This is a genomic window from Janthinobacterium sp. PSRC1-1 (assembly GCF_049897525.1).
Taxonomy (GTDB): domain Bacteria; phylum Pseudomonadota; class Gammaproteobacteria; order Burkholderiales; family Burkholderiaceae_D; genus Janthinobacterium; species Janthinobacterium tructae.
On sequence record NZ_JAFCWK010000007.1, the window covers coordinates 188,273 to 200,521 of the forward strand.

Below are 12,249 nucleotides of genomic sequence, written 5' to 3' on the forward strand. Positions count from 1 at the left end.
ACGGCGAGGCAATGCAACGCCGCCATGGGCGTTTTCTCAGGCGCCGATCAATCGTCGTCGTTGGGGTCCAAGTCCGGGAACATGACTTCCGTGTAGCCGAACTGCGTAAAATCAACGATGCGCATCGGATACAAAATGCCGTGCAGGTGGTCCACTTCATGCTGCACCACGCGGGCGTGGAAGCCGTCGCAATCGCGGCTGATGGGTTGGCCGAACTGGTCCACGCCTTCATAGTGCAGCTCGCTCCAGCGCGGCACGCTGCCGCGCAAACCAGGCACGGACAGGCAGCCCTCAAAGCCCTCTTCCTTGCGCTCCGTCAACGGTGTCAGCACAGGGTTGATCAGCACGGTTTCCGGCACTTGCGGCGCATCGGGATAGCGCAGATTCTGCTTGAAGCCGTAGATCACCAGCTGCAGGTTGACGCCGATCTGCGGCGCCGCCAGGCCCGCACCATTGGCCGCATGCATGGTATCGAACATGTCGGCGATCAGCGCATGCAATTCGGGCGTGTCGAATTCGCGCACGGGCTCGGCCATGCGCAGCAGGCGCGGATCGCCCATCTTGAGGATTTCACGTACCGTCATTTTGTGTCCAGTGTCGATTGCAGTTGTTGCAGGTAAGCGCGGAAAGCGGCGCCCGTTTCCGGATGCTTCATGCCCATCGCCGTCGTTGCCTTCAGATAACCGAGCTTGGAGCCGCAATCATAGCGCTGCCCCTGATAGCGGTAAGCCAGCACGCGCTCTTCGCGCATCAGGGCGGCGATGCCGTCCGTCAGCTGGATTTCGCCGCCGGCGCCCGTCCCCAGGTTTTCCAGATGATTAAAGATGCGGCTGGTCAGCACATAACGGCCCACCACGGCCAGGGTCGACGGCGCCTCTTCGGGCGCAGGCTTTTCCACGATGGCCGACACCAGTTCCAGGTCGGGCTGATAATTCTTTGCCGACACGATACCGTACTGCCTGGTTTCCGCGCGCGGAACGTCCTGCACCGCCAGCAGCGAACAATTTTCATACTGGAAGACATCGGTCATCTGCGCCAGCACGGGGCGCACGCCCTCTTCCACATCCATGAAATCGTCGGCCAGCAAGACGGCAAACGGTTCGTCGCCGATCACGGGACGGGCGCACAGCACGGCATGCCCTAGGCCCAACGGCGCCGACTGGCGGATGTAAATGCAATTGATGTGCTTGGGAATGACGTTTTGCACCATGTCGAGCAACAGGCGCTTGCCGGCCGCTTCCAGCTCCGACTCGAGCTCGTACGCCGTATCGAAATGGTCTTCGATGGCGCGTTTATTGCGGCCCGTGATGAAGATCATTTCCGTGATGCCCGCCGCCACCGCTTCTTCCACTGCGTACTGGATCAACGGCTTGTCGACGATCGGTAACATCTCCTTCGGCTGCGCCTTGGTTGCAGGCAAGAAACGACTGCCCAGGCCGGCAACGGGGAAAACTGCTTTTCTGATTTTTTTCATGGGTCTTCTGCAATATTTTGAACGATTAGTCCTGCGCGAGCAAGGCCAGCAGGCCAGCCTCGTCGAGTATGGCCACACCCAGTTCCTGGGCCTTGGCCAGCTTGCTGCCGGCGTCCGAGCCGGCCACGACATAGCCTGTCTTCTTCGACACGGAACCGCTGACCTTGCCACCGGCCGCCTCGATCAGCTCCGCGGCCTCGTCGCGGCTCATGTTGGGCAAGGTGCCCGTCAGGACGAAAGTCTTGCCGTCCAACTTGCCGCCAGCGGCTGACATTTCAGGTAATTGTGACAGTAATTCATTGCGCAGGGCGTCCAGTTGACCGAGCAGCTTGACATTGCTCTCATCGGCCAGCCATTGCGCCAGCGCTTCGGCCACGGCGGCGGGCAAGCCCGCGTGGAAGCTGGCGCCTTGCGCCGCCAGGCTGGCCAGGGTCACGCCCCGCTCCACCAGCTGCTTGCTGCGCGGTTCCGTCAGCTTGGGGATGCCGATGGCCGCCAGCAACGTCGTTTGCTCCAGCTGCGTACGCAGCTTGGCGCTGGGCGCGTGTTCGCCTTGCGGCGTGACGCCAGCGTCCAGCAATGCCTGCAGCGCCTGCTGGTTCTTTTCTTCCGCAAAAAAGTCGGCGATGGACTCGGCCACGGTGCCGCCGATGTCGGGCAGCACGCGCAGCAGGGCTGCGGGCGCACGGCGCACATAGTCGAGGCTGCCGAGCCACTCGGCCAGGGTCTTGGCCGTCGATTCGCCCACGTGGCGAATACCCAGCGCAAACAGGAAACGCTCGAGCGGCGGCCGCTTGCTTGCTTCTATGCCGGCCAGCAAGTTTTCCGCCCATTTGGTGGGAATCTTGCCTTGTTGCACTGTTTCTGGCGTCGAACCATCGCGCTCGTCGGCGCGCACTTTCATTTCCAGCAATTTGTCCAGGGTCAGGCTGTACAGGTCAGCCAGGCCATGCACGTATTCCAGTTCGACCAGGGTATCGATATAACGTTCCCCCAGGCCGTCGATATCCATCATGCGCCGCCCGGCGAAGTGACGGAACGCTTCCTTGCGCTGCGCCGAACAGAACAGGCCGCCCGAGCAGCGCGCGATGGCCTCGCCCTCTTCGCGCACCACGTGGGAATCGCAGACAGGACAGCGCTCCAGCATCTTGAACGGCAGCGGCGCCGGTTCCGGGCGCTTCTCCAGCACCACGGACAGCACTTCCGGGATCACGTCGCCGGCGCGGCGCACGACGACGGTATCGCCCACGCGCACATCCTTGCGCAGCACCTCGTCTTCATTGTGCAAGGTGGCATTCGTCACCGTCACGCCGCCCACGGACACGGGCGCCAGGCGCGCCACGGGCGTCATGGCGCCCGTGCGGCCCACCTGGATATCGATGCCCAGCACCACGGTCAAGGCTTCTTCGGCGGGGAACTTGTGCGCCAGCGCAAAACGCGGCGCGCGCGAGACAAAGCCCAGCTCCTGCTGGTCTTGCGTCGCGTTCACCTTGTAGACCACGCCGTCGATTTCGTAGGGCAAGGCGGGGCGGCGCGCGCCGATATCGGCGTAGTAGGCCAGCAAGCCCTGCGCGCCTCGCACCACACGGCGCTCCTTCGACACGGGTATGCCCAGCGTTTCGTACCAGTCCAGCAAGGCCGAATGCGAGGCCGGCATGGCGGCGCCATCGAGGGCGCCGATGCCATACGCATAAAAACGCAGCTTGCGCTGCGCCGTGATGCGCGAATCGAGCTGGCGCAGGCTGCCGGCGGCCGCATTGCGCGGGTTGGCGAATTCCTTCTGCCCCGCCTCGCGCTGGCGTTCGTTCAGGCGGGCAAAATCGGCCTTGAACATCATCACCTCGCCGCGCACGTCCAGCAGCGCCGGTACATTCTCGCCATGCAGGCGCAAGGGGATGCCGGAAATGGTGCGGATATTCGCCGTCACGTCTTCGCCCGTGGCGCCATCGCCGCGCGTGGCGGCCTGCACGAACAGGCCGTTTTCATAGCGCAGGTTGATGGCCAGGCCATCGAATTTCACTTCGGCAGCGTAGTCGACTTCTGCACCGTCAAGGTCCAGACCTTCGCGTACGCGGCGGTCGAAGTTGACGATATCGTCATCGGAAAAACCATTATTCAGCGACAACATCGGCACCGTGTGCGTGACTTGCTCGAATTGTGGCAAGGGCGCCGCACCCACGCGCAAGGTGGGCGAATCCGGTGCCCGGAGTTCCGGATGGGCCGTTTCCAGCGCCTGCAGTTCGACAAACAGCTTGTCGTACTCGGCGTCGGGAATGGTGGGATTGTCGAGCACGTGGTAGGCGTACAGATGCCGATTGAGCTCGGCAGTGAGTGCCAGAACGCGGGCAGCGGCGTCCTGGTTGGTCAGATCAGTCATTATTGCAGGATTCTTCAGCTAAATAAACGCAGGGCGCGGGTGGAACCGGCCGCAATGTCGGCCGCGTCCATTTCCTGGTAAAACTCTTGCACCTGGCCGGCGATCTCGGCCAGCGCCGCGTCCGACAGGGCCTGGTTGTAATCGTCGACGATGGTGGCGTCGAGGCGGCCCACCAGTGCCTTGGCGCAAGCGACCATGGCGCCGAAGCCGTCGCGCGCGGGCGCCACGCAAGGCACGTCCAGCAGCAGGGTCAGGCGGGACGTGGTTTCCTCGGCCAGGGTGACATTCGTCGACAGCGAGAACAGATAGCTGCCGTCGCCATCGGGCATGACGAAGCGGCCGTCCGGACGCACGTCGAAGCCCTGCTTTTCCAGCGCAAACAGCAAGGTGGAAATGGCCCACGGCGCGCCGTTCGTGTGCAGGTTGACGCCCAGTTGCGCGTCGTGGCCGGCGACGAAGCGGTGCAGATTGCGCGCTTCGGCCATCACTTCCATCATGTCGGGCACTTCCGGCTCGGCACCGATCTCGTCGGCCACGCCACGCAGGCGCGTGACCAGTTCCGAGTATTCGAGTTCATTCAGGGCCGTGCTGCGGCTGGCCAGCTGTACGCCGCCCTGCATCTTCGTATAGACACCGCCATGCGTGATCGGCTCCCAGTCGCCATTCACGTGCAAACCGATGAAGTGCACGGGCTTGTTGCCCACCAGGCGCAGGGTTTGCAACACGGGCAGGATCTTGTCGCCGCGCACGGGCGCTTCCAGCGACAAAGGCAGCAGGCAGTCGATCAGCGGGTCGACCAGGCTGGTCGCCTGTTCGCTGGCGGCGCTCACTTCTTGCACGGGCTCGGCGGCTGGTGCCGCGAGCGTGTCGGCAGGGATATCGCCCAGCGACGGTTCCGCATGCACGGGGGCATCGGATACGGGCGCCGCTGGCGGCGCGCCGAACGACGGCTCGGCCTTGGCGGCTGGCGCGGCGTCAAAGCGCGGTTCCTGGCGCAGGACGGGTTCCTGGGCATCCGCCACGGGGGCGTCGCCCTCGCGCATCAGCACGTCATCGTGGTCGGTGGAAAAGGCCCGTTCCACGCTTTTCTTGGCCTTGTATTCCTGCCATTTGTTGTACGAGAAAACGCCGACGATAAAGACGCCGCCGGCGCCGAACAAGGTAATTTGTAAGTCTGTCATGCTGCTTGTGCCTCGGTTGCAAAATTTGCGGCGGACTCCATGTCCACCGCCACGATGCGCGATACGCCCTGCTCCTGCATCGTCACACCGATCAATTGATGGGCCATTTCCATCGCAATCTTGTTATGCGAAATGAAAAGGAATTGGGTCTGGTCGGACATGCGCTTGACCATGCGGCAGAAGCGTTCCGTGTTCGAATCGTCCAGCGGTGCATCGACTTCGTCGAGCAGGCAGAACGGCGCCGGATTCAGGCGGAACATGGAAAACACCAATGCGGTCGCGGTCAGCGCCTTCTCTCCACCCGATAACAGGTGGATGGTGGCATTTTTCTTGCCGGGAGGCTGCGCCATGACTTGTACACCGGAATCGAGAATCTCGTCGCCCGTCATGGTCAGCCTGGCCTGCCCCCCGCCAAACAGGATGGGGAACAGCTCGGAAAAGTGATGGTTGACCTTGTCGAACGTGTCTTGCAGCAAGTCGCGCGTTTCCTTGTCGATCTTGTGGATCGCGTCTTCCAGCGTGTTGATCGCTTCCGTCAGGTCGGCATTCTGGGCGTCGAGGAAATTCTTGCGCTCGGACGCCTGCGCCAACTCGTCCAGCGCGGCCAGGTTGACGGCGCCCAGGGACGTGATGGCGTTCGTCAGGCGCGTCACTTCGCCCTGCAGGTACGATGGGCGCATGTCCGGGTGCAACTTTTCCGTCAAGGCGGCCTCGTCGGCACCCGATTCCAGCAATTGCTGGGCGAATTGCTCCTGGTTCAGGCGCGCGGCCTGTTCCTTGAGCTGCATTTCCATGATCTTGTCGCGCTGCGGCTGCAGGCTGCGCTCCGATTGCGTGCGCGCATCTTCGGACAGGCGCAACTGCTGCGTGATCTGGTCCAGTTCATGGCGCGCGTCCGCCAGCGCCCGCTCCTGCGTCGTGCGGCGCTCGAGCAAGTCCTGCAAGCCATCGGCCGCCGCGCCGCTTTCCAGATTCGCCAGTTCGAGTTCCCCCGCCTGCAGGCTGGCCGTCACTTGCTGCGCCTGCGTGCTGGCCGTGGCGATATTGCGGCGCAATTCCTCGATCTTCGCGCGGTGGGCTTTTTCCGCGTATTCCGTATCCTTGGCAGCGCGCTCCAGGTCGCGCAAGGCTTCGCGCGCTTCGGCCAGACGCTGTTCCTTCAACAGGAAATCGGTATGGCCGTCTTCGTGCGCTTCCTGCAAGTTGCCCAGTTCCATGTCCAGCTGTTCGAATTTTTCTTCCGATTCCAGCTTGGTCTGCATCTGTTCCGCTTCCTGCGCGGCGATTTCGGCGAGATCCGTACCGATCTGCGTGCTGCGCTGGTTGAAGCGCGCTTCGACTTCCGACAACTTGACCACGTCCAGTTGCAGAGTATGCACGGACGACGTCAGTTGCTGGATGCGCAGGCGCAGGTCCGACAAGTTGCGCGTCAAAGTTCCCACGGCCGCGTCGGCCCGCACGGAGCGGGCGCGCGCCTCTTCGGCCAGCAATTGCTGTGCGCGCAGCTGCTTGCCGATATTCTCGATTTCCTGCTGGCGGCCCAGCATGCCTTCCTGCTCCGAATCGGCCGCATAGAAGCGCACGCTGGACGCCGTGACCACGTGCCCAAGCCGCGTGACGAAATAGCCGCCCGGCGGCAACTTGCCCCGCTCGGCCAGCGCCTCGGCCGCGTCTTCCACGGCGTAGGCGTGGTACAGCCAGTCCTGCAGCAAGCCGCGCAAGCCCGGATCATTCAGTTTGAGCAAGTTCAGGAACGGTTTCAGGCCGGCGATTTCCAGCTGCGGCAGCGGCGGCACGGTGGACGGCGCGTACAGGGCCAGCTTGGCGGGCGGCGCGTCGGCAAAGAATGCCTTGGCCCAGTCGATATTCGACAATTGCAGGGCCGACGTGCGCTCGCGCAAGATCGATTCCATGGCCGCTTCCCAGCCCGCCTCGATCTGCAGCTTTTGCCACAGACGGGGCAAGGTGTCGAGCTCGTGCTTTTTCAGCCACGGCTGGACCTTGCCCTGCGTTTGCACCCGTTCCTGTAATTGTTTCAAGGCGGAAAGACGCGCTTCCAGCTGGGCATTCGCCGCCGTCTCGGCATTCACCTGCGCCTGGGCTTCAGCGCGTTCCTGCTCCAGCTTCGGTTGCTGCTCCAGCGCCTCTTCCAGGTAGAAACCCTGTTCTTCCAGCGTCTGCTGCTTTTCTTCCAGCTGCAGTTTCAGGTTTTCCAGGTGGCTGCTGTCGGGCAAACTGAGGCTGTTCTTTTCCTGCTGCAGGCGCTCGCGGCGCGTCAACAGGCTGGCCAGGATGTTCGAGGCGTTGCGCTGGTGTGCCGATTCCAGTTCCAGTTGCTGCTGCGCCTGCATGATGCGCGCGCGCGATTCCGTGCTCTTGTTCTGTGCGGCGCGCCAGGCGGCGTCCAGCTCGGGCAATTGCTCGCCCTTCTGCTCGGCCATCATTTGCGATTGTTCCACCTTGGCGGCCAGTTCCTCGAGGTGAAATTCCGCCTCTTCGATCTGCTCCTGGTATTCGCCACCCTGCTGCGTCCACTGGTCGCGCTGGGCCGTCAGGGTAGCCAGCTGCGCCTGCAGGCGCGCGCGCGATTCGATGACGAACTTGATCTGCGCTTCCAGGCTGCCGATTTCCGCATTCGTCTGGTACAGATGGCCTTGCGCCGTATGCAGGCGGTCGCCCACGGCAAAGTGCGCCTGGCGCATCTGTTCCAGGGTCAGCTCGACGTTGCGCAGCTTGGCCGTCTGCTCTTCCAGGTCCGTCTGCGCCTGTTCCACTTCGCGGAAATAGCGCGTCTGCTCGTTGTGCGCCTCGTTCTTGCGCAGCAGCCACAGCAATTTCTGCTTTTCTTCCTGGTCCGCCTGCAAGGCGTGGAAACGGGTGGCCACGGCCGCCTGCGCTTCCAGCTTTTCCAGGTTGGCATTGAGTTCGCGCAAGATATCTTCCACGCGCAGCAAGTTTTCTCGCGTGTCCTGCAGGCGGTTTTCCGTCTCGCGGCGGCGTTCCTTGTATTTGGAGACACCGGCCGCTTCTTCCAGGAAGACGCGCAATTCTTCGGGGCGCGATTCGATGATGCGCGAAATCATGCCCTGGCCGATGATGGCGTAGGCGCGCGGGCCGAGGCCCGTGCCGAGGAAGATATCCTGGATGTCGCGCCGGCGCACGGGCTGGCCATTGATGTAATAGGTGGACGTGCCATCGCGCGTCAGGGTGCGCTTGACGGCGATCTCGGCGTACTGGCCCCACTGGCCGGAGGCCTTGCCATCGTTGTTGTCGAACACCAGCTCCACGGAAGCGCGCCCGGCAGGCTTGCGGTGCGTGGAGCCGTTGAAAATGACGTCCTGCATCGATTCGCCGCGCAATTCCGACGCTTTCGATTCGCCCAGCACCCAGCGCACGGCATCGATGATGTTCGACTTGCCGCAGCCATTCGGCCCAACCACGCCCACGAGCTGGCCTGGCACCTGGAAATTGGTGGGATCGACGAAAGACTTAAATCCCGACAACTTGATGGAAGAGAGACGCACGTGTTTTAGAGTTCCTGGCCTATGCTGGCGGTTGAGATCGGCGAACCCGGTTCATATTCAGTTCAGATGCACCATTCAGATGCACCATTGCGACGGCAGTCTGGCCGCTCACCGCAAAAAAGTGGTTCATCATACCATTTCCTGATGCTTTTCTGGCCAAAAAACAGCGGCATCGAGCGCCGGCCGGCACCAGCTCAAGGGGCTGCGCGGCCATCCTGCGCCAGTTTCCAGTCTTCACGGGAAAAAACGCGCTCATGGCCGGACAACACCATGGCCAGTTTTTGCAGCCACTGCTCGGTCGGCATGGGCTCGGCCTTGAAACTCAGCGCCACCATCAGTACCAGGCTGGCCAGCGCCAGCGCATGGCTGACGGTGAAATTGACGGCGCCGCGGGCATTCCACATGAAGCCCAGCGCCAGTGCCAGCCCCAGCACGCAGCCGCTGACGGCTTCCGACACGCTGTGCGCATGCACGACCACGCGGGAAATGGCCACCAGCACGGCAAAGGCCACGCCGACGAGCACACCAGCATGGCGCCAGCGCGGTTCGGCGCGCTGCAGCAGCACATACATCAGCACGGGAAACACGGCACCGGCGCGCATGGCGTGGCCGCTGAAACCGGTAAAATCGAGCGCGCTGCTGCCCACGCCCCAGCTCATGAAGGCCAGCTTCGACAGCACCACGAGGGCCAAGCCGCCGCCGTACCACAGGCTCCAGCTGAGCACCAGGCGCCACTGGCGCGAGACGAGCAGCCACAGGGCAATCGCCACGCCAGCCGGCCCCATCACGGACATGTCGGCCGCAAAAGAAATTCCATTCCACCAAGTCATCGTGCCTGCGCTTATTTCATGATCAGCGTGCACTATGCCACGACTCGGCCCTGTTCCGCGCGGCTTTTGCTGTGCCGCAGCAAAGAATTACATTCCATTACAAAATTTCCGTACCAAAACTATCCACTTGGCAAGTACCAGGCACGCGTCAGATATTCGTCAGGCGCTTGCCCTTGGGCGGCGCAAAGTCGCGGATCGATTCGATCATGCCCACTTCCAGCGCCTGGTCGGCCGTCAGGTGCAGGTCGGAATACGCATGCACCTGCCATTGCTCTTGCGTCAGGTTGACCTGGCTGCGCAGGATGCGCTCGGTACGCATGTCGTCGGCGCGCAAGCCCTCGACGATGATGCTGAGCGCATCGGGGCGCGAACCGGGCGAGGCGGTCGCATGCGACTTGTGCACCATGAAGCGGGCCGTGTCGCTGGCATGGCGATGCCGCCCCGCCAGGAACAAGGTGACGGCGATGGACGCCACGGCGCCTGCGTTGTAGGTAATGATGTCGAACGGCAACTTGCTGAGGAAGTTGTACAGACAAATGCCATCACTGACATAGCCGCCGTTCGACTGGATCAGAATGTGCGCGGTGGTGAGCTTGTCTTCCGTGATGTCGGCCACGGCGTTGAAGACGCGCCGCACCATGTCACTGTTGACGTCGCCCGAGAGGGTAAAGTAACCGTGCTGCTCGGTGTTGTTTTGTGTCTCGTGTTGTGTCCCGCTCTGTGTCGTGTTCATGGCAGCCACCCGCAAGAAAGCCAGGACTTCATCATAGTCCATCCCCGCGCGGCCGGGCGCCCGTTTGCAGTGCATCCGCCCCGTTCCCAGCCCCGCAAACCGGGGGTTTTGCGGCAATTTGGCAACGTCTTTACAGATTGACAGAATACCCCTGCTGACATATATTCCTCACACTTGATCGGGAGAGGGCAACCCAGCGTTGCCGCCGAAGGGGCACTACCCAAAAACTCTCAGGCAAAAGGACCGATCAGGCGGACTGAAGCTGTTGCTTTGGCGACATCTTTAGCTCAACTCTGGAGAGCGGTCGCGGCTATTGCCGGCGGCCCACCGAAGGGGCGCACGGGGCAAGCCCCCGTAATCTCTCAGGTACAAAGGACAGGGGGGTCAGTGATCACGATGGAGTGCCGTTTTGGCGCTCGATATTCTGTGTTCTGTTAACTTCCCCCTTTACCTTCGTCCCGAGGAATCCATGACGCTCAAAGCGACCCCACTCAACAACGCCCACCGTGCCCTCGGCGCCCGCATGGTCGATTTCGGCGGCTGGGATATGCCCGTCAACTACGGCTCGCAAATCGAAGAACACAACGCCGTGCGCGGCGACGCCGGCATGTTCGACGTGTCGCATATGTGCGTGGTCGATATCGAAGGCCCGAACGTGCGCGCCTTCCTGCGCGGCTTGCTGGCCAATAACGTCGACAAGCTGCAAGTGTCGGGCAAGGCGCTGTACTCGTGCATGTTGAATGCCGAAGGTACCGTCATCGATGACCTGATCGTCTACTTCTTCAATGAAAACTGGTTCCGCCTCGTCGTCAACGCGGGCACGGCGGAAAAAGACGTGGCCTGGATGCAGCAGCAAAATACCAACACCAACAGCGGCCTGACGATCACCGAACGCCGCGACGGCAATGACGCGATGGCCCTGGTGGCCGTGCAAGGCCCGAACGCGCGCGCCAAGGTGTGGCAAGTGCTGCCAGAAACGCAGGCCGCCTCCGAAGCCATCAAGCCATTCAACGTCGTCATCGTCAAGGACACCGCGTTCGGCGAAGTCATGCTGGCGCGCACCGGCTACACGGGCGAAGACGGCTTTGAAATCGGCGTGGCCGCGACCCAGGTGGAAGCGCTGTGGAACGCCCTGATCGCCGCCGGCGTCAAGCCGGCCGGCCTCGGTGCGCGCGATACCCTGCGCCTGGAAGCGGGCATGAACCTGTACGGCCAGGACATGGACGAAAGCGTCAACCCGCTCGACGCGGGCCTGGCGTGGACCATCGACCTGGTCAGCGAGCGTGACTTCATCGGCAAGGCCGCCCTGCTGGCCAAGGGCCAGAACGCGCAATTCGTGGGACTGATCCTGCGCGAAAAAGGCGGCGTGCTGCGCGCCCATCAAAAAGTCATCATCGGCGGCAGCGACGCCACGGGCGAAATCACCAGCGGCACCTTCAGCCCCACCATGCAGGAAGCGATCGCCCTGGCGCGCGTGCCCAACGGCGTGAATGTGGGCGACACCGTGCACGTGGAAATCCGCGGCAAGCAACTGGCCGCCTCCGTCGTCAAGCTGCCTTTCGTGCGTAACGGTAAAATCCTGGTTGCGTAAGCGTGTAGAGCCGCCCGCAAGACCGAACAACCATCATCAATAACGAACACTTACCATCTGGAGCCACACATGAACATTCCTGCTGACCTGAAGTACACCGCCTCCCACGAATGGGTACGCCTTGAAGGCGACGGCACCGTCACCGTCGGCATCACCGAGTACGCGCAGGACGCGCTGGGCGACATCGTCTTCGTCGAACTGCCAAGCGTGGGCAACACCTATGGCGCCGGCGACGACGCCGCCGTGGTGGAATCGGTCAAGGCCGCGAGCGACATCTACGCGCCGATCGCCGGTGAAGTCGTGGCCGTCAACGACGACGTGGTCAACTCGCCTGAGTCGATCAACGCCGACGCCTACGCCAACTGGCTGTTCAAGATCAAGCCAGCCGACGTGTCGGCCCTGGACGGCTTGCTCGACGCCGCCGCCTATGGCGCCACCACCAGCGCGTAATCGCGTTTGACTCACGGGCCGCGCTTGCGGCCCGTTTGCTTTGCTTGCAATAAATTACAGCAGCGCCCGCGCGCCGCCTCCCGGTTTTT

9 protein-coding genes and 2 riboswitches are annotated in these 12,249 nt (G+C 62.6%); of the genes, 2 read left to right on the forward strand and 7 right to left on the reverse strand.

Translation table 11 applies throughout. From position 1 onward, the window contains the following. Positions 1–47: 47 nt before the first annotated feature. The 7 genes from def to ACP7DW_RS17260 all read right to left on the reverse strand — a co-directional run bounded on the left by def (position 48) and on the right by ACP7DW_RS17260 (position 10,119). On the reverse strand, positions 48–584 hold the full coding sequence (def, locus tag ACP7DW_RS17230) for a peptide deformylase (protein ID WP_099759510.1): 537 nt from the start codon (positions 582–584) through the stop codon (positions 48–50). Further along, positions 581–1,474 (reverse strand): UTP--glucose-1-phosphate uridylyltransferase GalU, encoded by an 894-nt coding sequence (gene galU, locus ACP7DW_RS17235; protein WP_426055903.1) that lies wholly within the window; start codon positions 1,472–1,474, stop codon positions 581–583. Before galU ends, def begins: the two co-directional genes overlap by 4 nt. Before the next feature lie 25 nt (positions 1,475–1,499). Beyond that, positions 1,500–3,851 (reverse strand): NAD-dependent DNA ligase LigA, encoded by a 2,352-nt coding sequence (gene ligA, locus ACP7DW_RS17240; protein ID WP_426055904.1) that lies wholly within the window; start codon positions 3,849–3,851, stop codon positions 1,500–1,502. A 14-nt stretch (positions 3,852–3,865) separates the two neighbouring features. Then, the gene (locus ACP7DW_RS17245; RefSeq protein ID WP_426055905.1) at positions 3,866–5,032 is read right to left on the reverse strand and encodes a cell division protein ZipA C-terminal FtsZ-binding domain-containing protein; all 1,167 of its coding nucleotides are present in this window, start codon (positions 5,030–5,032) and stop codon (positions 3,866–3,868) included. Then, complete coding sequence (gene smc, locus ACP7DW_RS17250; RefSeq protein WP_426055906.1) at positions 5,029–8,556, reverse strand: chromosome segregation protein SMC; 3,528 nt, start codon at positions 8,554–8,556, stop codon at positions 5,029–5,031. The genes ACP7DW_RS17245 and smc overlap by 4 nt, the downstream gene beginning before the upstream one ends. A gap of 194 nt (positions 8,557–8,750) precedes the next feature. Beyond that, a complete protein-coding gene (locus tag ACP7DW_RS17255; RefSeq protein WP_426055907.1) occupies positions 8,751–9,386 on the reverse strand; it encodes a phosphatase PAP2 family protein in 636 nt (211 codons plus the stop codon). A gap of 148 nt (positions 9,387–9,534) precedes the next feature. Then, positions 9,535–10,119: an ATP-dependent Clp protease proteolytic subunit gene (locus ACP7DW_RS17260; protein WP_426055908.1), complete on the reverse strand. Its 585-nt coding sequence runs from the start codon at positions 10,117–10,119 to the stop codon at positions 9,535–9,537. A 169-nt stretch (positions 10,120–10,288) separates the two neighbouring features. Next, a riboswitch (glycine riboswitch) is annotated at positions 10,289–10,375 on the forward strand. A 27-nt stretch (positions 10,376–10,402) separates the two neighbouring features. Further along, a riboswitch (glycine riboswitch) is annotated at positions 10,403–10,508 on the forward strand. Positions 10,509–10,588: 80 nt separating this feature from the next. On the opposite strand from ACP7DW_RS17260, the gene gcvT reads away from it, so the two are divergent. Both gcvT and gcvH read left to right on the forward strand, forming a co-directional pair. Further along, a complete protein-coding gene (gene gcvT / locus ACP7DW_RS17265; RefSeq protein ID WP_426055909.1) occupies positions 10,589–11,710 on the forward strand; it encodes a glycine cleavage system aminomethyltransferase GcvT in 1,122 nt (373 codons plus the stop codon). Between the two features lie 69 nt (positions 11,711–11,779). After that, complete coding sequence (gene gcvH, locus ACP7DW_RS17270; RefSeq protein WP_071077771.1) at positions 11,780–12,160, forward strand: glycine cleavage system protein GcvH; 381 nt, start codon at positions 11,780–11,782, stop codon at positions 12,158–12,160. Positions 12,161–12,249: the final 89 nt, after the last annotated feature.

Coding starts and splice junctions, on each gene's coding strand:
- gcvT (WP_426055909.1), top strand. CDS start 10,589: ATGACGCTCAAAGCGACCCCACTCAACAACGCCCACCGTGCCCTCGGC.
- galU (WP_426055903.1), bottom strand. CDS start 1,474: ATGAAAAAAATCAGAAAAGCAGTTTTCCCCGTTGCCGGCCTGGGCAGT.
- ACP7DW_RS17245 (WP_426055905.1), bottom strand. CDS start 5,032: ATGACAGACTTACAAATTACCTTGTTCGGCGCCGGCGGCGTCTTTATC.
- gcvH (WP_071077771.1), top strand. CDS start 11,780: ATGAACATTCCTGCTGACCTGAAGTACACCGCCTCCCACGAATGGGTA.
- ACP7DW_RS17260 (WP_426055908.1), bottom strand. CDS start 10,119: ATGAACACGACACAGAGCGGGACACAACACGAGACACAAAACAACACC.
- ACP7DW_RS17255 (WP_426055907.1), bottom strand. CDS start 9,386: ATGACTTGGTGGAATGGAATTTCTTTTGCGGCCGACATGTCCGTGATG.
- ligA (WP_426055904.1), bottom strand. CDS start 3,851: ATGACTGATCTGACCAACCAGGACGCCGCTGCCCGCGTTCTGGCACTC.
- def (WP_099759510.1), bottom strand. CDS start 584: ATGACGGTACGTGAAATCCTCAAGATGGGCGATCCGCGCCTGCTGCGC.